The organism is Sphingobium cloacae (assembly GCF_002355855.1).
Lineage (GTDB): Bacteria > Pseudomonadota > Alphaproteobacteria > Sphingomonadales > Sphingomonadaceae > Sphingobium > Sphingobium cloacae.
The window spans coordinates 698,931-719,818 of the sequence record NZ_AP017655.1; the positions used below are offsets into that span (position 1 = coordinate 698,931).

Genomic DNA, 20,888 nt, shown 5'->3' on the forward strand with positions numbered 1-20,888 from the left:
GGCATGGACGAAGCGCGCGACCGGGGGCTGACCCTCAATCCCAGATATGACGACAACGGCCTCATCACCGCGGTGGTGACGGATGTGGCCACGGGCGACCTGCTGATGGTGGCCCATATGAACGCGCAGGCGCTGGCGCTCACCATCGAAACCGGGTTCGCGCATTTCTGGTCCCGCAGCCGCCGGTCGCTGTGGAAGAAGGGGGAAACGTCCGGGCACATGTTGCAGGTCCGCGACCTGCGCATCGATTGCGATCAGGACGCGCTATGGATCAAGGCCGTGCCCGCCGGTCCCACCTGTCACACCGGCGCGCGCTCCTGCTTCTTCCGCCGCATCGGCCCGGACGGGCTCAGCCGGGTCGATGAAGCGGGCTAGCCTTCTTCTCTCCCTGCTGCTGGTCGCCTGTCAGCGGGATGCGGCTCCCGCGCCCGCCGAGGGAGGGGCAACTCCGTCCGCTTCCGGGCTGGAACGCGCCGCGATCGAGACCGGCGTGATCGCCGACGTCCGCAAGGTGCCCCCGGTCGGCCTTTACCAGCGCACGCATGAGGCGGGGCGCGACATCCTCTGCATAGCCCCGGACCGGAGCGGCCATTTGCGGTTCGGTCTGGAGGCCGTTTTCGGCCGGCAGGAAGGCTGTCGGGGGCAGGGCACGGCCCGCAATGCCGGCGACAAGCTGATCCTGCGCTTTCAGGGCGGCGACCAATGCCTGATCGTCGCCCAATATGACGGCGACCAGATCATGATGCCCGGCGTGGTCGACGTGAACTGCGCGTCGCTTTGCGAGGGCAAGGGCTCGCTGGAGGGGGTCAGTTTCCCGCGCATCGCCAGCATGGCCCGCGCGGCCCTCGACGCGCGGGACCGTTCCGGCGCGGCGCTGTGCGGCGGCGGTTGATATAAGGCCTGCCCGCCGTCGCGTGCTGCACGACGTAACCGCAAGGATGGGTCAGGCCCCGACCTGCGCCTTGCTCACGTCCAGCATCCGCCCGTTGGTGATGATTGCGACATCGCCCAGCTTCGTCACGCCGAACAGCTTCTTCGCAAAGGGCGTGGGCACGCCGATGCAGCCATGGGTGGCGTTGCCCCATTGCACGTCGCTGCCATGGATCGCCACGCCGTCATTGGTGAGCCGCAGCATATAGGGCATCGGCGCGTCATACAGGTTCGACACATGATCGGCGTCCTTTTCCGTGATCGGGAAAGCGCCGAGCGGGCTGGGCTTGTCGTCCGCGCCGTAAAGGATGACCGCCGCCCCGATCTCATAGCCCGCGCGGAACACGGACAGGGTCTGCGCCTTGAGGTCTATGGTGATGATGACCGGCCCGGTGGCGGGCGCGCCGCTTTCGTCCCAGACATAATCGCCATGCCGGAAAGGCCCGTCGATCTTGAGCACGCGCTTCACGGCGAGCGCATGGGGATCGACCGCCATAGGCTGGGATCGGGAGCGTTCGACGGGATGAGGTTCGGCGGGCGCGGCGGCCACCGCCTCGCCCGGCTCAGGCGCGGGCCGGATCGCCTCGCCGCCCTTTCCCGCCGGGCGGTCGATCATGCCCGCGACCAGCAGGCCGATGCCGCCCAGTCCGGCCCCGATCGCCAGTTTCGGTCCGGCGCTTTTGAACAATCCCGTCAGAAAATCCGCCATGATCCGCTCGGTCCGCTCCACTTCCACGCCATCGTCAGGCGGCATTGTAGCAGGGAAAGGTTAGGAATTGATGGAGGGCGCGGTCATGCGCGCCCAGCACCCATCCCCGATCGCCCCGAGCCAAGTGGAAGGGCCCGGCCGACCATAGGGAGGTCCCGTCGCTCAGGCCGAACGGAGGGTGGGAAAACGGCAACAACTGCCCGAAACCCCCGCCGCTCGATCCGCCGGAATCACTCCCCCCGCGCCACCTCCGCCGCCGCGATGGCGGTCAGGTTCAGGATGCCGCGAGAGGTCACCCCCGGCGTCAGCACATGGATCGGCTGCGACAGCCCCATCAGCATCGGCCCCACCGTGGGCGAACTGGACGAAGCCGCCAGCGCCGTCAAAGCGATATTCGCCGAATCCAGATTGGGCATGACCAGCAGGTTCGCCGACCCCTCGAAGCGCGAATCGGGGATCAGCCTTTCGCGCAGAGGCTGGCTCAGCGCCGCGTCGGCATGCATTTCGCCATCCACGTTCAGGTCGGGCGCCGCCTGCCGCACCAGTTTCAGCGCCGCCCGCATCTTGCGCGCGCTGGGACTGTGCGAGGAACCGAAATTGGAATGGGACAGCAGCGCCGCGCGCGGCTTCAACCCGAAATGGCGCAGCTCCGTCGCCGCCAGCAGGGTCATCTCCGCCACCTGTTCCGGCGTCGGATCGGGCACCATATGGCTGTCCGTGATGAACAGCGCGCCTGCGTCGAGGATCAGCCCCGACAGGGCGTAGACCCGCCCATAGCCCTGCTGCCGGTCGATGACCCGCAGCACATGTTCGACCTGGCTCCAATATTCCGAATTGCCGCCGACCAGCGCCGCGTCGACCTTGCCCATCCGCAGCAGCATGGCGGCGGTCACCGATGGGCGTCGATAGACATGGCGCGCGATCTCGGCGGCGGAAACGCCCTTGCGCGCCGCGACCGCGCGATAGCCTTCGACCAGTTCCTGCATGACGCCATGGTCGGTTTCGGGGTCGATCACCTCGACATCGCGATCCAGTTCGAAACGCAGGCCCAGGTCAGGCAGCTTCTGCTCCAATATCCGCCGCCGGGCGATGATGACGGGGCGCGCGATGCCTTCGTCCAGCGCGTCCTGAATGGCTCGCAGCACCCGGCTGTCCTCGCCCTCGCCATAGACGATGCGGCGATGCGTGCCCCGCGCCGCTTCGAACACGGGCAGCATCAGTTGGCCCGATCGCGTATTCTGCCGCGCCAGCCCCCGCCGATATTCGTCGATGTCGAGCATGCGCTTCGCCACGCCGCTGTCCATCGCCGCCTTCGCCACGGCGGGCGCGATCTCCGCGATCAGGCGCGGGTCGAACGGGGTGGGGATGATATAGTCCGGCCCGAAAGCCAGCTTGCGCCCGCCATAGGCCTGCGCCACGTCGTCATGCGCGGGCAGGCGGGCCAGGGCGGCGATGGCTTCGGCCGCCGCCGCCTTCATCGCCTCGTTGATCTGCGTCGCGCCCGCGTCCAGCGCCCCCCGGAAGATATAGGGGAAACACAGAACATTGTTGACCTGGTTGGGAAAGTCCGACCGCCCCGTCGCCACGATGGCGTCGGGCCGCGCCGCGCGCGCCACGTCGGGCAGGATTTCCGGCTCCGGGTTGGCGAGCGCGAAGATCAGCGGATTGTCCGCCAGCAGCGGCAGCCATTCGGGCTTCAGCACGCCCGGCGCGGACAGGCCCAGGAAGACGTTTGCGCCCGGCAGCACGTCGGGCAGCGTCCGCGCATTGGTGACGCGGGCATAGCGCGCCATGTTGGGCAGCATCCCCTCGCGCCCCGAATGGATCACGCCGTCCTTGTCGGTCATGGTCACATTTTCGACGGGCAGGCCCATCGACACCAGCAGGTCGACGCAGGCCAGCGCCGCCGCGCCCGCGCCCGACGTCACCAGTCGCGCCTCGGCCAGCGTCTTGCCCTGCAACACCAGCGCGTTGCGCACCGCCGCCGCGACGACGATGGCCGTGCCATGCTGGTCGTCATGGAAGACGGGGATGTTCATCCGTTCCTTCAGCCGCGCCTCGATGGCGAAACATTCGGGGGCCTTGATGTCCTCCAGGTTGATGCCGCCGAAGGTCGGCTCCAGCAGGGCGACGGCCTCCACGAACCTGTCGGGGTCGGTCGTGTCCACTTCGATGTCGAACACGTCGATATCGGCGAATTTCTTGAAGAGGACGGCCTTGCCCTCCATCACCGGCTTGGACGCCAGCGCGCCGATGGCGCCCAGCCCCAGCACGGCCGTGCCGTTGGAGATCACCGCGACCAGGTTGCCGCGCGCGGTATAGTCCAGCGCCTTGTCCGGGTCCGCCGCGATCTCCAGGCAGGGCGCGGCGACGCCGGGCGAATAGGCCAGCGCCAGGTCGCGCTGGTTGACCATCCGCTTGGTCGGTTCGATGCGCAGTTTGCCCGGTTGGGGAAACCGATGATAGTCGAGCGCGTTGCGGCGGGTATTGTCGTCCATGCGGTGAGCCCTAGAGCGATTTCAGCCGAAAGGGAACATGGAAGCGCCTGTCCGGCACGCTCCTTTTCTCGATTCCGTCACGCCGGACCGGGTCCGGCCTCCATCCCGGTCCGTTCCCAGGGCGGCACGGGCTGGTACAATCCCGCCAGGAAATCGATGAAGGCGCTCAGCGCCAGAGGCGGGTGGGGCTGGGGCAGGTGCACCGCGAACAGGCCGACATCGGCCGACCCCTCCCATTTGGGCAGGATTTGCCGCACATGTCCCGCCGCCAGCGCGTCGCTCACGTCCCACAGCGACCGCAGCGCGATCCCCACGCCCGCCATCGCCAGTTCGCGCACGACTTCGCTGCTGTTCGTGCGGACATGGCTCGTCCCGTCCACCGTGACGGGGCCGTCCGGGCCGGCCAGCCGCCATGGCAGCTGGCCTTCCGCCGCCAGCAGGCGGTGCTTCCGCAGGTCGGCCAGCTTCCGGGGAACGCCGAACCGCTCCAGATAGGCGGGCGCGGCGCATAAAATCCGCCGGTTGGTCGCCAGCCGCCGCGCCGCGAGGCCCTGTCCCGGATCGACGGTGATGCGGATGGCAAGGTCCACTCGCGCGGCCAGCAGGTCGGCATAATCGTCCGACAGGTCGATATGCACGGCGACGCGCGGATGCTCGTCCAGAAAGCGGCCGAGCCACGGCGCGACATGCATCCGTCCGAAGGAGGTGGGCGCGGTGATCCGGATCGTGCCCGAAGCCTGTGCTCCCGCGCCCGACACCCGCCGCTCCGCCGCGTCCAGCGCCGTCATGATCTCCCGCAGGTCGTCATGCAGCCGCTCGCCCGCCGCCGTCAGCGCCAGCCGCCGCGTCGTGCGATGGATCAGCCGCGCGCCCAGCCTTTCCTCCAGCCGCGCCAGCCGCTTCGACACCATGGCGGGCGAAATCCGCATCCGCCGTCCCGCCGCCGCCAGTCCTCCCTCCGCCACGATGGCGGCGAAGAGGTCGTAATCCGGGTCCATCATCATTTCACCAGGGGAAATTCTGAATTTGAATAATGCCCTCTACTGCACATAATGCCGACCGTCTATGGTGCGCCGCAAAAGGAGCATCCGATGACCGACATGATCGACAGAGCGGGCCTTCAGGTCGCGCGTCCCCTCGCCACCTTCATAGAGGAGCGCGCGCTTCCCGGAACGGGCATCGACGCCGCCGCCTTCTGGTCCGGCACGGCGGCGATCTTCGCCCGCTTCGCCCCGGAAAACCGGGCTTTGTTGGAAAAGCGGGACCTCCTCCAAAGCCGGATCGACGCCTGGTACCAGGACCGCCAGGGCCGCCCTCCCGAAACCGCGACACTTCGCCATTTCCTTCTTGAGATTGGCTATCTCGTCCCCGAACCCGCGCCCTTCACGATCGCCAGCGAGAATGTCGACGACGAAATCGCCCGCCTCGCCGGACCGCAGCTCGTCGTGCCGATCCTCAACGCCCGCTTCCTCCTCAACGCCGCCAATGCGCGATGGGGAAGCCTCTACGACGCGCTCTACGGCACCGACGCAATTCCCGGCGCTCCCGCCGGAAAGGGATACGACCCCGAACGCGGCGCGCAGGTCATTGCGTGGGCAAAGGCGTTTCTCGACAAGGCCGTGCCGCTGGCAAGCGGAAGCTGGACCGAGCTTGCCAGCGACGACATGGCGCTCGCCGATCCCGCACAATATGTGGGCCGGAGCGAGAAGGGCCGCCTCTTCCGCCACCACGGCCTCCACATCGAAGTCGTCTTCGACCGCGCCCATCCCATCGGCCGGGACGATCCGGCGGGCATCTGCGACGTCATCCTGGAATCCGCGCTGACCACCATCTGCGACCTGGAGGACTCCGTCGCCGCCGTCGATGCGGAGGACAAGGTGGCGGCCTATGCCAACTGGCTGGGCCTGATGCGGGGCGACCTGACCGACACCTTCGAGAAGAACGGCGCGATGATGACCCGCGCCCTCAACCCGGATCGCAGCTATACCGCATCGGATGGGAACAGCTTCACCCTGCCGGGCCGCAGCCTTCTCCTCGTCCGCAATGTCGGCCATTTGATGACGACCCCTGCCATCCGCTTGGCCGATGGCGGCGAAGCGCCCGAAGGCCTATTGGACGGCATCGTCACCAGCCTGATCGCGATGCACGACCTCAAGAAACCGGGCGGCAACAGCCGCACCGGCAGCGTCTACATCGTCAAACCCAAGATGCACGGTCCGGAGGAGGCCGCCTTCACCAACCGCCTGTTCGACGCGATCGAGGATATGCTCGGCCTTTCCCGCCATACGCTGAAGGTCGGGGTCATGGACGAGGAACGCCGCACCTCCGCCAATCTCGCCGCCTGCATCGAAGCGGTGAAGGATCGCATCATCTTCATCAATACCGGCTTCCTCGACCGCACGGGCGATGAAATGCACACGTCGATGCAGGCCGGTCCCATGATCCGCAAGGGCGAGATGAAGGCAAGCGACTGGATTGCCGCCTATGAGGACCGCAACGTCCAGATCGGCCTCGCCTGCGGACTTTCCGGCAAGGCGCAGATCGGCAAGGGCATGTGGGCCGCGCCCGACCGGATGGCGGACATGCTGGAACAGAAGGTCGGCCACCCCGGGAGCGGCGCCAACACCGCCTGGGTGCCTTCCCCCACGGCCGCTACGCTCCACGCGACCCACTATCATCAGGTGGACGTGTTCGCCCGCCAGGCAGAACGCCGCGCCGAACCCGTCGCATCACTCGAACGCCTGCTGACCGTTCCCGTCGCCACCGGCCGCAATTGGTCGGCGGAGGAGATCGCCGAGGAACTGGACAACAATGCACAGGGCATATTGGGCTATGTCGTCCGCTGGGTCGATCAGGGCGTCGGTTGCTCGAAGGTGCCGGACATCCACGACATCGGCCTGATGGAGGACCGGGCGACGCTTCGCATTTCGTCCCAGCATATGGCGAACTGGCTGTTGCACGGCGTCTGCACGGCGCAGCAGGTCGACGCCGCTTTCCAGCGCATGGCCGCCAAGGTCGATGCGCAGAATGCGGGCGATCCGCTCTACCGTCCGATGAGCGGGAATGAAGAGGGCAGCCTGGCCTATCAAGCCGCCCGTGCGCTGGTCTTCGAAGGCGTCGCGCAACCCAACGGCTATACCGAGCCATTGCTCCATCAGTACCGCTCCCGCGTGAAGGCGCGGGGCTGAAAGCGGCGGCGGGCGGCTGATGCAAAAGCCGCCCGTCCCGCCAGATCGTCCAATCGACGTTGCGATGAAAAGCCCCGCTTGTGCGCCGGGGCGCTTCCCACTAAATCGCCCCCATGACCTCGACCAACGACATTCGCCGCTCCTTCCTCGAATATTTCGGGGCGAACGGCCACGCCATCGTCCCTTCCGCGCCTCTGGTGCCGCACAACGACCCGACGCTGATGTTCGTCAATGCGGGCATGGTGCCGTTCAAGAATGTCTTCACGGGCCTCGAGACCCGTCCCTATACGCGGGCGACGTCCAGCCAGAAGTCGGTTCGGGCGGGCGGCAAGCATAATGACCTCGACAATGTCGGCTATACCGCGCGTCATCATACCTTTTTCGAGATGTTGGGGAATTTCAGCTTCGGCGATTATTTCAAGGAGCAGGCGATCCTCCATGCCTGGACGCTGCTGACGAAGGAATGGGGCCTTCCGGCGGAGAAGCTGACGGCGACGGTCTATCATACCGACGACGAAGCTTTCGACCTGTGGAAGAAGATCGGCGGCCTGCCCGACCACAAGATCATTCGCATTCCGACCAAGGACAATTTCTGGGCGATGGGCGACAGCGGCCCTTGCGGTCCCTGTTCGGAAATCTTCTACGATCATGGCGAGCATATCTGGGGTGGCCCTCCGGGCAGCCCGGAAGAGGATGGCGACCGCTTCGTCGAAATCTGGAACCTGGTCTTCATGCAATATGAGCAGGAAGCGAACGAGATCGTTTCCGAACTGCCCAAGCCCAGCATCGACACCGGCATGGGGCTGGAGCGCATCGCCGCCGTGATGCAGGGCGTCCACGACAATTACGACACGGATACCTTCAGGGCGCTGATCGCCGAAAGCGGCGCGCTGACCCGCACCGCCACCGATGGGGAATATAAGGCCAGTCATCGCGTCATCGCGGATCACCTGCGTTCCACCAGTTTCCTGATTGCCGATGGCGTGCTGCCCGCGAATGAAGGGCGTGGCTATGTTCTCCGCCGCATCATGCGTCGCGCCATGCGTCATGCCCACATCATCGGCGCCAAGGAGCCGTTGATGTATCGACTGGTCGGCAGCCTCGTCTCCGAAATGGGCGGCGCTTATCCCGAACTGGTCCGCGCCCAGCCGCTGATCGAAGAAACGCTGCTCCGGGAGGAAACCCGCTTCCGCAAGACGCTGGAAAATGGCCTCAGGTTATTGGACGAGGCGACCTCCGGTCTCGGCGAAGGCGGCACACTGCCCGGCGAGACAGCGTTCAAGCTCTACGACACCTATGGCTTCCCTTATGACCTGACCGAAGATGCGCTGCGCTCACGCGGTCTTGGCGTCGACCGCGATGGTTTCGACAAGGCGATGGCGGAGCAGAAGTCCGCAGCCCGTGCCGCGTGGAAGGGATCGGGCGAAAAGGCGTCGGACGAAATCTGGTTCGACATCGCGGAAAACGCCGGCAGCACCGAATTTATCGGCTATACGTCGACGGAAGGCGAAGGCGAAGTTCTCGCGCTGGTCAAGGATGGCGCGCGCGTCGATAGCGCGGGGCCGGGCGATGAAGTTGCTATCATCACCAACCAGACCCCTTTCTATGGCGAAAGCGGCGGCCAGATGGGCGATGCGGGCACCATATCCTCGCAGGCCGGGCTGGTTGCGGATGTGGAGGACACCGCCAAGCCGCTGGGCCGCCTGCACGCCCATCGCGCGAAGGTAGGCACGGGCAGCATCAAGGTCGGCGATACCGTCCACCTCAGCGTCGACGTGAAGCGCCGCGACCGCATCCGCGCCAATCACAGCGCCACTCATTTGCTGCATGCCGCTCTCCGCAAGGAATTGGGCGCGCATGTCACGCAGAAAGGCAGCCTCGTCGCGCCGGATCGTCTGCGTTTCGACTTTTCGCATCCCGAAGCGCTGACCCACAGCCAGATCGCTGCGATCGAGGCGGACGTGAACGAACAGATCCGCCATAATGAGGAAGTGACCACGCGCCTCATGACGCCGGATGACGCTATCGCGGCGGGCGCCATGGCGCTGTTCGGCGAGAAATATGGCGACGAGGTTCGCGTTCTTTCCATGGGACGGGGCGATGAGCACAGCTATTCCGTCGAACTGTGCGGCGGCACCCATGTCCGCGCGACCGGTGACATCGCGCTCTTCAAGATCGTCTCGGAAAGCGCCGTGTCTTCGGGCGTTCGCCGGATCGAGGCGCTGACCGGGGAATCCGCGCGCCTGTGGCTTTCGGACCGGGAAGACCGGTTGCGTCAGTCCGCCGCAACGCTCAAGACCACGCCGGAGGAGGTGCCCGCCCGCATCGCCGCGCTGGTCGAGCAGAGCCGCAAGCTTGAACGCGAACTGGCCGACGCGAAAAAGGCGCTGGCGCTGGGCGGTGGCGGTTCGGCGCAGGCGGCCGGACCGGAGCAGGTCGGCCGTATCAACTTCATCGGTCAGGTGATCGAAGGGCTGGACCCCAAGGAACTGCGCGGCATCGTCGATCAGAACAAGGCGACGCTGGGTAGCGGCGTTTCCGCCGTTCTCGCCGTCACGGACGGACGCGCCAGCATCGCCGTGGGCGTCACCGATGACCTGACCGGCAGCGTCAGCGCAGTCGATCTGGTCCGGGCGGGCGTGGAGACCTTGGGCGGGAAGGGAGGCGGCGGCCGTCCCGACATGGCGCAAGGGGGCGGCCCGGACGGCGACAGGGCGGAAGCGGCCATAGAAGCGGTGAAGACGGCATTGGCGAAGGTTCCGGCCTAGAAGCGGCCTGCTCGCGCTGCTGCATTGGCTCGCGACATGCTTCGGGTCGCCGGAGCGTGATCGGATCCATCCGATCAGGGCACCTCATCGGCCCGCAGGCGGCGCAGCTTGGGCGCATTTTCAAGCTGGGCAGCATCCTTGATCCCGATGCGAAGGTCTTCCCGCATCTGGTGGATGGACGCGATCACCGGCCCCATCGCGACGCCCAGATCGACGAGTGCGGTCTCCGCCAATTGCAGCGAGCTTTCGAGCGTTTCGGGAACCGCGTCGCTCGCGCCGGCCCGGTAAAGCTGGGCCGCATGTTCGGTATCGCGGGCGCGGGCGATGATGGGCAGGTCCGGCACCCACCCGCGCACTCGCTTGGTCACGCGCACCGACAGGACCGGATCGTCCATCGTCAGGATCAGCGCGCGGGCATGGCCCAGCCGCAGCCGGTCCAGCATTTCCGTCCGCGCCACGTCTCCGAACAGGATCGGATAGCCGTCGCGGCGGGCCTCGGCGACCACATCGGGATCGGATTCCACGATGATGAAACGCTGCTTGTGTGTACCCAGCAGGTCGCAGACCATACGCCCGACGCGGCCGAATCCGATCACCACGGCCGCCGCCTCGATCTGTTCCTCCTTCACTTCCACCACCTCTTCGCCCAGCGCCATTTCAAGACGGCGGGCGATGTCGTGGCCGATGCGGGCGAGCAGCGGCGTGATGGTAAGTCCGATGGCGGTCACGATCTGCCAGAAGGCAGCGGTCGAAGGCAGGATCAGCTTGGCCGCCGCCGCCGCCGACAGCACGATCAGCGTGGTTTCGGATGGGCTGGACATCAGCACGCCCACCTCCAGCGCCACGCCCTTGCGCGCGCCGGAAAAATAGAGGAGCGCCGCCGTCACCAGCGTCTTGGCGAGGATCACGCCGGCCACCGCCAACACCAGACTCGGCCAGTTGGCCAGGATGACGCGCAGGTCGAGGCTCATGCCCACGGTGATGAGGAAAACGCCGAGCGCCAGTCCCTTGAACGGCGCGGTCATCACTTCGACCTCGCCATGATATTCGGTTTCCGCGATCAGCAGGCCCGCCAGCAGCGCGCCGACGATGGGCGAAAGGCCCGCGATGGATGTGGAGAGGCTGGAGACGATCACCACCAGCAGGCTGGCCGCCAGGAACACTTCGGGGCTCTTGGTGCGGGCGGCCTGGCTGAAGACATGAGGCAGGAAGAAGCGCCCGAGCACCAGCATGACGGCGATGGTGAGTCCGCCCTTGAGCAGTGTGTTCGCCAACTCGCTCCATGCGCCGTCCGGACTGGCGGCGACCGATGGAGCGAGCGCACCCAGCATGAAGATGATGGGGACGAGAGCCAGATCCTCGAACAACAGCATCGAGAAGGCTGCGCGTCCCACCGCGCTCTGCGTCCCCACCATGGGAAGCACGACGGCGGTCGAGGACAGGGCGAGCGCAAGGCCGAGGCCGATGGCTCCCGCCGTCGGCTGGCCCAATATGTAGAGACCCGCGGCGATCAGCAGGCCGCTGCCGATCAGTTCGGTCGCGCCGACGCCGAACACCTGCGCCCGCATCGTCCACAGGCGGCGGAAGCTCAATTCCAACCCTATGGAAAACAGCAATAATATGACGCCCAGTTCCGCGAAGGGCTCTATCGCCTGCTGGTTGGAAATGGTGAAATGATAGAGCCAGGGATATTCGCCCACCAGCGATCCCAGACCCGCCGGCCCCACCGCAAGGCCGACCAGGATGAACCCGATCACCGGGCTGATGCGGAAACGAGCGAAGCCGGGGATGACCAGACCGGCCGCGCCGAGGATGACGAGGGAATCGCTGAAGCTTTGAGGATTGATCGCACCGGCCATGCCATCATCATTGCGGCGCGGCGCATGAATATCCAGAGTTTTTCAGTAGAAAATGCAAAGACCGTCTTCAGTCGTCCCGGCTGAAGATGAAGGCCGTCGATTTGACAAGGCCGTTGGAAATGGTGGCGAGCGCATGATGCGCGCCGGGTACCTGCCTTTCGCCCGCGCGGTCCGTGACCTGCATCACCGCTTCGGCGAGTTGGGTCATGCCGTGCAATCGCCCTTCGCCCAGCGCGCCTCCGCCCGTGTTGATAGGCAGGCATCCGGTCAGGGTGCCATGTCCTTTGCGCAGGAAGGCGAGCGCTTCGCCTTGTTTGCAAAAACCCATGCCCTCCAGCCATGTCAGCACCAGCGGGCTGAAACCGTCATAAAGCTGTGCCGTGCTCATGTCGGCGGGCGAGAGGCCGGTCGTGGTCCAGAGACGCCCCGCGGTTTCGCGCGCGCCTTCCCACATATCCTCCAGATTCATTGGCGTTCCGCCCGCGCCATGGCGAGTGGACGCGGCAAAACCGGTGAGCAGGGCAGGCGGCTGCCGCAAATCGCGGGCGCGGTCGGTGGAGGTCAGGATGAGCGCGCAGCAGCCGTCCACCGGAATGTCGCAATCGAGGATGGACATGGGATCGGCAATCATGCGGGCGTTCAGATAATCCTCTGGCGCGATCGGCTTGCCGCGCCAGAAGGCGTTGGGGTTCAACTGGGCATTGGCGCGGTTGTCGGCGATATATCGGGCGAAATCGGCTCGTTCATAACCGTAGAGCTCGAAATAGCGGCGCATCACGATGGCGGCCCATGCGGGCGGCATGTTGAAGCCATATGGCGCGAGATACTGGTCCGTCCCCACCGCATGGACGGTATCGAAATTGACATAGCGGCCATCGGGCACATGCAGCGCGCGATAGACGATGACATGGTGGCACAGGCCCGCCGCGATCGCCAGCGCGCCGTCGATCAGGCTTTGCGTCACCATGCTGTTGGTCGATCCCGTCCACGCCACGTGGCCGGAAATGCCGAGCAGGTCGGACAGATACCATGGCGTCACGACGTCGATGCCTTCATCCACGCCCTTCTTCCCGCCATAGCGCGGCATGGTGGGGCTGGTGGCGATGCCGTCCAGATCGGCGCGGATGAGGCCCGCATCGGTCAGCGCCGCGTCGCAAGCCTGAACCGTGAGGGCCGCGAGGGATTTCCCCGAACGTCGCTCCAGTGGACTATAGCCGACTCCAGCGACGGCGACCTTGCCACTATGCGCCCACATCGTCATGCTTCCCTGACGCGGAATTGGATGAGAGCGCAGTCGTTTCCTACATCCTCGAACCACGCCTCCAGAGGAAGGTTGATGCGAAGCGTTTCCAACGCGGCGTCAATCAGGTTGGTGCTGAGCAGCAGGCCTTTCTGTTCCTCCAGTTCCACCACCGCGAGGATGACAGGGAGCCGATCCTGAAAACCCGGAGACGGCGGATCGTGTAGCACGGTCCAGCTATGTAGCGTCGCGCGGCCCGATACGTCCCGAAAATGCAGATCGCTGCCGCCGCATTTCCGGCATGCGGCTTCAGGCGGATAAGCGAGATGATTGCACTGCAGGCAGGCCTGAACGCAGAGCCGATGCGCCCGCGCGGCATCCCAGAAAGGCTGCGAGAGAGGGTCGGGCAAGGGAAGCGGTCGTTCGGTTGCCGGGGCCATTTTCCATCCTGCTCCCTATGCCGGCCGGATCGGCGCGAGAATTATGGTCTATGGTGCAATGTTATGAAGCGGGCGATTGCCATGTCAATGCGAGATCGCATTTGACATGAGATCAATACTGCACCAATGTGCAATAAATTGGAACGCCGTCGCAGGTTTCAGGAGAGGGACGCATGAAGAGGAAATGGCTTGTATTCACGGCAGGCGTGGCGCTGACGGGCGGCCTTTGGGGGTGCGGCGCGCTGACGGCCGGGGCAGGCAAGGACGCCAACTGGTCCAGCTATGGCGGCGACGATAATGAACAGCATTATAGCAGGCTGGAAGACGTCAACGAACAGAATGTCGGCAAGCTGGGGCTTGCATGGTCCTATGACATCGACACGTTCGATTCCTATTCCCAGCCGCTCCAGGTGGACGGCGTCCTCTATTTCGCGGTCGGGCTGAGCGTCGTTCATGCGCTGGACGCGCGCACCGGCAAGCTGCTCTGGCAATATGATCCCGATGTCGCGAGCCAGCCGGAAGCGAAAACACGCCAGCGGGCAGGATGGGGCACGCGCGGCATCGCCTATAAGGACGGGCTGGTCTTCACCGCGACCCGCGAAGGACGCCTGATCGCTGTCGATGCCAAGACCGGCAAGCCGCGCTGGTCCGTGCAGACGCTGGATGAGGCGGAAAACGGCTATATCACGGGTCCGCCATGGATAGCGGGCGACAAGGTCGTGATCGGTTTCGGCGGAGCGGATTACAGCCCCACGCGCGGCTATGTGACGGCTTATGATGTCAAGACGGGCAAGAAGGCGTGGCGCTGGTATGTCGTGCCCGGCGATCCGGCCAAGGGTTTCGAGAACAAGGCCATGGAAATGGCGGCCAAGACCTGGACCGGCGAATGGTGGAAATATGGCGGCGGCGGCACCGTGTGGCACGCCATGGCCTATGACGCCAAATATGACCGCATCTATATCGGCACCGGCAATGGCTGGCCGTGGAACCAGAAGATCCGCAGCCCCGGCGGCGGCGATAATCTGTTCCTTGGCTCCATCGTTGCGCTGGACGCCAAGACGGGCGAATATGTCTGGCATTATCAGACCAATCCCGGCGACAGCTACGACTTCAACAATGCGATGGACATCGAACTGGCCGATATCGAAATCGGCGGCAAGAAGCGTTCCGTGCTGATGCACGCGCCGAAGAACGGTTTCTTCTATGCGATCGACCGGGAGAATGGGAAGCTGATCTCCGCCGGCGAGTTCGCCAAGCAGACCTGGGCCAAGCGCATCGACCCCGAAACGGGAAGGCCGGAAACCAATCCGGATTCGCTCTATCCCAACGGCAAGACGTTCCTCATGTATCCCTTCGCCAATGGGGCGCATGGCGTGCAGGCCATGTCGTTCAGCCCCAAGACGGGCTACAGCTATATCCCGGTCATGGAAGGCGGTCGCTATGTCACCGACCCCGCCAATGTGAAAGACTGGCAGTATAAGCCCGGCATGTTCGTGAATACGGGCCTCGGCGCAGCTTCGGCCGACCTGCCGCCTCCGCCCCCCGCGACGAGCAAGCTGGTTGCCTGGGACGTGGCGAACAACAAGATCGCATGGTCTATCCCCCAGCCGCAGGTGTTCAATGGGGGAACGCTGGCGACGGGAGGCAATCTGGTCTTCCAGGGGACGAATGACGGCAATTTCAACGCATTTTCCGCCACGACAGGACGCAAGCTCTGGTCCTTCCCGGCGCAGAACGGCATATTGTCCGCGCCGATCAGCTATTCGGTCGACGGCAAGCAATATATCACTGTCCTCACCGGCTTCCGCAGCAGCTTTCCTAATTCGCCTAACTGGGATTATGCCCAGCAGTCGCGTCGGGTGCTGACTTTCACCATCGGCGGGACGAAGGTGCTGCCCAAGGTCGAGATGGCCGATATGCCCATCCAGGACGACCCCGCCTTCGTCGTCGATCCCGCCAAGGCGAAGATCGGCGCGGGCATCTACAACACGTCCTGCGTCATCTGTCATGGCGTGGGCATGATGGCGGGCGGCGCGGCGCCGGACCTACGGAAATCCGGCGTCCCGCTCGACGCGGACACCTTCCGTTCGGTTGTGCATGACGGAGCGCTGATGGCGCGCGGCATGGGGGCGTTCGGGCAGTTGACCGATGCGGAACTGGAAGGGCTGCGCCACTATATCCGTCTGCAAGCGCGTGAAACCGCCAAGAAGGGGAAATAGGCAAAAGAAAAGGCTCAGCCCTTCGTACGATTTTTCGTGCCGCTTCGGTTCTGTGGCGTCTTGCCTTACGCGGCGGACTGGAAGAAGGCGAAACCGGACCGGATGATTTGCGCTGCCATGTATATTCTTTATCATGGCGCCGCAAATCTTCGGCAGCCATATGGGCGCGAGAACTTGAGGGCGAAGAATTGGAAGGCAAGGACAACGCATCGGTCAGGGAAACGGGCGACAGGCCGCAGACCTACTCCAGTCCGGCGATCATCGAGCGCAGGCGCAGAATCCTGGAGGAAACCCGCAAGGTCATCGCCGAGCAGGGCATAGCCGCGCTCAGCATGAACGAGATCGGCCAGCGTGCGGGTGTGGCCAAGCGCACGCTCTATAACGCGTTCCAGACGCGCGAACGCATGATCGCGGCGGCCATTCAGGAATATTTCGACGATTTCGTCAGCCGGATCTCCTATTCCAGCGAACCCGGCACGTTGCAGCATAATCTGGAGCGGATGATTTCCGTGGTCCAGCGCAACCGCAAGATTCGCAACTATATCCGTGCGATCATGTCGCTCTATTTCAGTTCGGATGTCGATCATGACATCTGGGCCGCGATGCATTCGCCCGCCATGCACCATAATCGGCAGTGGATCAGCGCGCTGGAAGCGAAGAGGCATCTTCAGCCCTGGGTGAAGGTGGATAGTCTGGTCGACGATATCGTCCGGTTCGAATATGCGACGATCAACGACTGGGCGCAGGACCGCATCCCCGATGACGAGATCATCGTCCGCCTGGTGAGCGGGTATCTGTCCTGCATGCTGGGATCGCTCCGTGGCGCGGCGCGCAAGGAGGTGGACGCGTTGATCAAGGACATAGGGGAGCGCGGAATGGAAGCCTTGCCCGTACCCCGAAAATTGCGCGAGCAAAAAGAAGCGGCGTAAAATATATACCGATATGCAATTTTACTTGCGCCCTCCCGTCCGATTGATCTAGTCCCTTCCTGTGTCCCCGTCTGCTGTGGGGAAAGGAGAGTGAATATGGCTGAAACAAGCCCTGAACCCGAGCTTTTGTTCGAGCTGCGGGACAATGACATAGCGGTCATCACGTTCAACCGTTCCCGCTATCGCAACACCGTGTCCTTTGGCATGTGGGAGCAATTTTCCGCCGCGCTCGACCGTCTGGAAAATGCGACGCCCGTGCGCATGTTGATCCTTTGCGGTGCGGAAGGTTATTTCGGCAATGGCGGCGACGTGAAAGTGCCGCCCGCGCGGGGGCATGGGGCGCTGGCATTGGCATCGCGGCTGGAAATGGGGCAGCGGATCATTCGCCGGCTGCGCGCCCTTCCGATCCCTACGGTGGCAGCGGTCGAAGGCGGCGCATTCGGCATGTCGTGGAGCATCGCCATGGCCTGCGACATGATCTTCGCGGCGGAGGATGCGCGTTTCGGCGCGCCCTTCATCGATTATGGCGTGGTTCCCGATGGCGGGTCCGCATGGTTCCTGACGCGCCTGCTTGGCCGCGCACGTGCGGCGGAAATCCTCTTTTCGGGGCGGACTGTCAGTGCGGCGGAGGCATTGTCTCTGGACATCGTCAGCCGCATTGTGCCGCCCGGCACCGCCGTCGCCGAGGCAGAGGCGATGGGCGCGTCCATGGGGCAGGGTAACCGGCATACCATCGAATTGAGCAAAAGGCTGCTGGCGGAAGCCGAAACCGGCGACCTCGCGTCCGCGCATGCGCTGGAACTCGCCTATGGCCATATGTGTCAGGCCGGCGAGGAAGCGGAACGGGCGCGCGCAGCGTTCAAGACGCGATCCGCCGCGAAGAAGAAAGTGGCGGAATAAGGAGGCATCGCATGCAGTTCGATATGCGTTCGTTGCCGATGGCGACGCGCTACAAGATCATCAATTCGACGATCACACCCCGCCCGATCGCCTGGATCACTACCAGATCGGAGGCGGGCATCATCAACGCCGCGCCCTACAGCTTCTTCAATGCGGTCGGCACCGAGCCGCCCCTCATCGTATTGGGGTTGCTCAAGGAACCGGCTTCGCGCGGACTGAAAAATACCGCCACGAACATCATCGCCACCGGCGAGTTCGTCGTCAACCTTGTCTGCGAAGCGGATGCGGACAAGATGAACCAGTGCAGCGTCGATACGCCCGCTGACGTCAGCGAGATCGATTATGCAGGAATCGCGGTGGAGCCTTCCGTCCTGGTCGCGCCGCCCCGGATCGCCACCAGCCCGGTGAGTTTCGAATGCCGCAAGGTGGCGGCGCTCGACATTGGCTCTTTTCAGACGGTGATGATCGGCGAGATCGTGATGACGCACATCCAGGACGAGTTCATCAGCGATCGGGAGCGCGTCTATCTGGACACGCCGGCCATGAAGCTCATCGGGCGCACCCATGGCAGCGGCTGGTACGTCCGCAACAGCGACAGCTTCCAGATGGAGCGTCCGCGTTACGACCCATCCCGCCTGGCTGGCGGAGAAGATGCAACAGACGAATGAAATTGAACCTATAGTGCAATATTACTTGCGCTCCGGTTCAAAGTCGTGTCTCTTTCCGTTCGAGAATTCGATGGCCTTCCGGCTGGAAGGTCATCAGGGGAAAGTCGCGCGAAACAGCGGCGCAGACCGCATAGGAGATTGTGATGCCAGGTCCGCTGGATCATTTGACGGTAATCGAACTCGCCACGGAAATGCCAGTCGCCATTGCCGGCATGCTGCTCAGCGATCATGGCGCGGATGTCGTGAAGGTGGAGCCGCGTGGCGGCGCCTGTTTCGTGCATGAACTGAGCCGCAAAAGCTGGGACCGTTCCAAGCGCAGCGTGGAACTGGACGTGAACGATGCGGCGGACCTCGCTTCGCTGCGTGGCTTGTTGCAAGGCGCGGATATCTTCATCCACGCGCTGGAGGAGAGAGAAGCCGAAGCGCTGGGCCTCGATGCGGCGAGCCTTGGCCGGGATTTCCCCGAACTGGTCGTCTGCGTGCTGACGGCCTATGGGGCGGACACGCCCTTTGCCGATCGCCCGCGTGGGGAATCGCTGGCGGCGGCGCTGCTCGGCACGATGGTCGACCGGAGCAGTTCCTTCCGTCCCGGCCCCGTCTATCTGGGGCATCCGGCGCTGCATTATGGCCAGGCTTTCCTCGGCGTGATCGGTGCGTTGGCGGCGGTCCGCGTGAGGCGGCACAACGGGACAGGGCAAAAGGTCGAAGCGTCGCTCTTGGACGCCATGCTGGCCCAGTCGCCCATGAACAACTGGTGGCAGGAAGAGGGTATTTCCTACATCAAGGCCGGGGATTCCGGCGCGATGGACCGTTTCGGCAAAACCCGGCTCGTGACCGGCATGTTCGAATGCGCCGATGGCCTGTTCCTGCAAATCCATACGGGCGGGCAGGGCGGCTTCAAGGGGGCCATGGACATATTGGGCTTTGGCGACCGGGTTCAGCGGGTGACCGCGCCGGAAATGTCGGTCCCGCTCTCCGACGATGAATATAACATTGCCCGCGTCGAGATTTTCGATGCGTTCAAGAGCAAGACCCGCGCCGAATGGATCGCGCTGTTCCAGGCGGCGGACGTGGCGGCGCTGCCTGTGCTGGAGCCGGCCGAAGTGCTGCTGGATGATCAGGTCGAGTTCGTGGGACAGCGCATCGCCATGCCGGATCCGGACTTCGGCACCATCTATCAGGCCGCACCAGCCGTTCGTTTCAGCAATGCCCCCTGCGCAACACCGCGCCCGGCCCCCGCGGTGGGCGCGGACAATGGAGCGCTCGGCGACCTGATCGCGCGTCGCCGGGCCGAACTGGTGAAGCAGGGCGAGCCGGTCGGACGGCCCCTGGAAGGGGTCAGGGTTGTCGACTTTTCCTCTTTCTTCGCGGTGGGTTATGGGGGGAGGTTGCTATCCGATCTCGGTGCGGACGTCATCAAGGTCGAAACGCCCGATGGGGACCAGATGCGCCCGCTGCCCGACTGTTTCGACGCTGCGCAGCGCGGCAAGCGAGACATGGTGCTGAACCTCAAGACGCCCGAGGCGCTGGAAGCGGCGCTCAAGCTGGTGGCGCAGGCCGATGTTGTCACCCATAATCTGCGCCCCGGAAAGGCGGACAAGCTGGGCATCGGCTATGAAGCGCTCTCAAAGATCAATCCGCGCCTGATTTACTGCTATCTGCCCGGTTACGGGTCGAAGGGGCCGAAGTCGCTGCTGAAGAGCTTCGCGCCGCTGGTATCGGGCTGGACCGGCCTGCTCTACGAGGGCGGCGGCGAAGGCAATCCGCCGACCCGCGCCGTGTTCGGGAACGAGGATTATAACAACGGCTTCCTCGGCGCTGCGGGCATATTGATGGGGTTGGAGCATCGCTCCGTCACTGGCAAGGGCGACTATCTGGAAATCCCGCAGCTTCATTCGAGCTTGTGGACCACGTCCGAGCATTTCCTCGATGCCGACAAGAAGGTCGTCTATGGTTTCCGGCTCGACAAGGAACAGGCCGGTTACAATGCGCTGGACCGGATTTACCAGACGAGCGACGGCTGGGTGTGCGTCTGCTGCCGTCAGGACGACCGCTTCGCCGCGCTGGCCAAGGCGGTTGGCCATCCCGAATGGCTGGGCGATCCCCGCTTCGCCACGCCACGCGGCCGTGCGGATCATGATGCGGTGCTGCTCGACGCGCTCAAGTCTTTCTTCGCAGGCAGGACGAGCGCAGATGCCTTCGCCTTGCTCGACGCGGCGCGCGCTTCTTGCGAGATCGTGCGGGAAACGAGCTGGGTGCGCGAGGCGTTGTGGCAGGACTGGGCCGTGAACAGCAACCGCGTGATCGAGAATCTCGATTCCATGTACGGCCACGTCCGCCAATTCGGCAGCTTCATGCATTTCAGCGCGACGCCGGGCTTCGCCAAAGGCTCCGCGCCCCGTCTGGGCGAGCATACGCGGCAGATACTGGCCGAGATCGGCTATTCGGAAAGCGAGATCGACGCGCTGATCGACAGCGGCAAGGCGATGCAGGCGGCGGACGTCAAGGGCCGCATCCAGTCGCGCGTGTCCGCCGCCTGA

The 20,888-nt window shown here is 64.5% G+C and carries 15 protein-coding genes; 9 read left to right on the forward strand and 6 right to left on the reverse strand.

Annotated features, from left to right (window positions below; all coding sequences use genetic code 11):
- Positions 1-3 precede the first annotated feature (3 nt).
- Both hisI and SCLO_RS03510 read left to right on the forward strand, forming a co-directional pair.
- Entirely contained in the window at positions 4-375 is a 372-nt protein-coding gene (gene hisI, locus SCLO_RS03505; RefSeq protein WP_066515816.1) for a phosphoribosyl-AMP cyclohydrolase, read from the forward strand.
- Positions 362-892 (forward strand): hypothetical protein, encoded by a 531-nt coding sequence (locus SCLO_RS03510; protein WP_066515818.1) that lies wholly within the window; start codon positions 362-364, stop codon positions 890-892. Before hisI ends, SCLO_RS03510 begins: the two co-directional genes overlap by 14 nt.
- Positions 893-943: 51 nt before the next feature.
- Here SCLO_RS03510 and SCLO_RS03515 read toward each other — a convergent pair whose 3' ends face one another.
- From SCLO_RS03515 to SCLO_RS03525, 3 genes are all read right to left on the reverse strand, one after another.
- Positions 944-1,639 (reverse strand): L,D-transpeptidase family protein, encoded by a 696-nt coding sequence (locus SCLO_RS03515; RefSeq protein WP_066516021.1) that lies wholly within the window; start codon positions 1,637-1,639, stop codon positions 944-946.
- Positions 1,640-1,869: 230 nt separating this feature from the next.
- Positions 1,870-4,137 carry an NADP-dependent malic enzyme gene (locus SCLO_RS03520; protein WP_066515820.1) on the reverse strand — a complete coding sequence of 756 codons (2,268 nt, stop codon included), beginning with the start codon at positions 4,135-4,137 and terminating at the stop codon, positions 1,870-1,872.
- A 77-nt stretch (positions 4,138-4,214) separates the two neighbouring features.
- Positions 4,215-5,138 carry a LysR family transcriptional regulator gene (locus SCLO_RS03525; RefSeq protein ID WP_066516025.1) on the reverse strand — a complete coding sequence of 308 codons (924 nt, stop codon included), beginning with the start codon at positions 5,136-5,138 and terminating at the stop codon, positions 4,215-4,217.
- A 90-nt stretch (positions 5,139-5,228) separates the two neighbouring features.
- On the opposite strand from SCLO_RS03525, the gene SCLO_RS03530 reads away from it, so the two are divergent.
- A complete protein-coding gene (locus tag SCLO_RS03530) occupies positions 5,229-7,325 on the forward strand; it encodes a malate synthase G (RefSeq protein ID WP_066516027.1) in 2,097 nt (698 codons plus the stop codon).
- Between the two features lie 113 nt (positions 7,326-7,438).
- Positions 7,439-10,093, forward strand: a complete 2,655-nt coding sequence (alaS, locus tag SCLO_RS03535) for an alanine--tRNA ligase (protein ID WP_066515822.1) — start codon at positions 7,439-7,441, stop codon at positions 10,091-10,093.
- 74 nt (positions 10,094-10,167) lie between these two features.
- Here alaS and SCLO_RS03540 read toward each other — a convergent pair whose 3' ends face one another.
- The 3 genes from SCLO_RS03540 to SCLO_RS03550 all read right to left on the reverse strand — a co-directional run bounded on the left by SCLO_RS03540 (position 10,168) and on the right by SCLO_RS03550 (position 13,632).
- Positions 10,168-11,952, reverse strand: coding sequence for a cation:proton antiporter domain-containing protein (locus tag SCLO_RS03540; protein WP_066515825.1), 1,785 nt, complete (start codon positions 11,950-11,952; stop codon positions 10,168-10,170).
- Positions 11,953-12,019: 67 nt separating this feature from the next.
- Entirely contained in the window at positions 12,020-13,213 is a 1,194-nt protein-coding gene (locus SCLO_RS03545) for a thiolase C-terminal domain-containing protein (RefSeq protein WP_096362087.1), read from the reverse strand.
- On the reverse strand, positions 13,210-13,632 hold the full coding sequence (locus tag SCLO_RS03550) for a Zn-ribbon domain-containing OB-fold protein (protein WP_066515828.1): 423 nt from the start codon (positions 13,630-13,632) through the stop codon (positions 13,210-13,212). The genes SCLO_RS03545 and SCLO_RS03550 overlap by 4 nt, the downstream gene beginning before the upstream one ends.
- Before the next feature lie 173 nt (positions 13,633-13,805).
- On the opposite strand from SCLO_RS03550, the gene SCLO_RS03555 reads away from it, so the two are divergent.
- The 5 genes from SCLO_RS03555 (at position 13,806) to SCLO_RS03575 (ending at position 20,888) form a co-directional block, all read left to right on the forward strand.
- Positions 13,806-15,851, forward strand: coding sequence for a PQQ-dependent dehydrogenase, methanol/ethanol family (locus SCLO_RS03555; protein ID WP_066515829.1), 2,046 nt, complete (start codon positions 13,806-13,808; stop codon positions 15,849-15,851).
- 188 nt (positions 15,852-16,039) lie between these two features.
- Positions 16,040-16,780: a TetR/AcrR family transcriptional regulator gene (locus tag SCLO_RS03560; protein ID WP_066515831.1), complete on the forward strand. Its 741-nt coding sequence runs from the start codon at positions 16,040-16,042 to the stop codon at positions 16,778-16,780.
- A gap of 96 nt (positions 16,781-16,876) precedes the next feature.
- Complete coding sequence (locus SCLO_RS03565; protein ID WP_066515833.1) at positions 16,877-17,680, forward strand: enoyl-CoA hydratase/isomerase family protein; 804 nt, start codon at positions 16,877-16,879, stop codon at positions 17,678-17,680.
- Positions 17,681-17,691: 11 nt separating this feature from the next.
- Complete coding sequence (locus tag SCLO_RS03570) at positions 17,692-18,348, forward strand: flavin reductase family protein (RefSeq protein WP_066515836.1); 657 nt, start codon at positions 17,692-17,694, stop codon at positions 18,346-18,348.
- Positions 18,349-18,491: 143 nt separating this feature from the next.
- Positions 18,492-20,888 carry a CaiB/BaiF CoA transferase family protein gene (locus SCLO_RS03575; protein WP_066515838.1) on the forward strand — a complete coding sequence of 799 codons (2,397 nt, stop codon included), beginning with the start codon at positions 18,492-18,494 and terminating at the stop codon, positions 20,886-20,888.

What these genes read in the sequence shown, in the direction of transcription:
- SCLO_RS03550 (WP_066515828.1), bottom strand. Translation starts at nt 13,632, where the DNA reads ATGGCCCCGGCAACCGAACGACCGCTTCCCTTGCCCGACCCTCTCTCG.
- SCLO_RS03525 (WP_066516025.1), bottom strand. Translation starts at nt 5,138, where the DNA reads ATGATGGACCCGGATTACGACCTCTTCGCCGCCATCGTGGCGGAGGGA.
- SCLO_RS03565 (WP_066515833.1), top strand. Translation starts at nt 16,877, where the DNA reads ATGGCTGAAACAAGCCCTGAACCCGAGCTTTTGTTCGAGCTGCGGGAC.
- SCLO_RS03540 (WP_066515825.1), bottom strand. Translation starts at nt 11,952, where the DNA reads ATGGCCGGTGCGATCAATCCTCAAAGCTTCAGCGATTCCCTCGTCATC.
- SCLO_RS03570 (WP_066515836.1), top strand. Translation starts at nt 17,692, where the DNA reads ATGCAGTTCGATATGCGTTCGTTGCCGATGGCGACGCGCTACAAGATC.
- SCLO_RS03545 (WP_096362087.1), bottom strand. Translation starts at nt 13,213, where the DNA reads ATGACGATGTGGGCGCATAGTGGCAAGGTCGCCGTCGCTGGAGTCGGC.
- SCLO_RS03510 (WP_066515818.1), top strand. Translation starts at nt 362, where the DNA reads ATGAAGCGGGCTAGCCTTCTTCTCTCCCTGCTGCTGGTCGCCTGTCAG.
- SCLO_RS03515 (WP_066516021.1), bottom strand. Translation starts at nt 1,639, where the DNA reads ATGGCGGATTTTCTGACGGGATTGTTCAAAAGCGCCGGACCGAAACTG.
- hisI (WP_066515816.1), top strand. Translation starts at nt 4, where the DNA reads ATGGACGAAGCGCGCGACCGGGGGCTGACCCTCAATCCCAGATATGAC.
- SCLO_RS03530 (WP_066516027.1), top strand. Translation starts at nt 5,229, where the DNA reads ATGACCGACATGATCGACAGAGCGGGCCTTCAGGTCGCGCGTCCCCTC.
- SCLO_RS03575 (WP_066515838.1), top strand. Translation starts at nt 18,492, where the DNA reads ATGCCAGGTCCGCTGGATCATTTGACGGTAATCGAACTCGCCACGGAA.
- alaS (WP_066515822.1), top strand. Translation starts at nt 7,439, where the DNA reads ATGACCTCGACCAACGACATTCGCCGCTCCTTCCTCGAATATTTCGGG.
- SCLO_RS03555 (WP_066515829.1), top strand. Translation starts at nt 13,806, where the DNA reads ATGAAGAGGAAATGGCTTGTATTCACGGCAGGCGTGGCGCTGACGGGC.
- SCLO_RS03520 (WP_066515820.1), bottom strand. Translation starts at nt 4,137, where the DNA reads ATGGACGACAATACCCGCCGCAACGCGCTCGACTATCATCGGTTTCCC.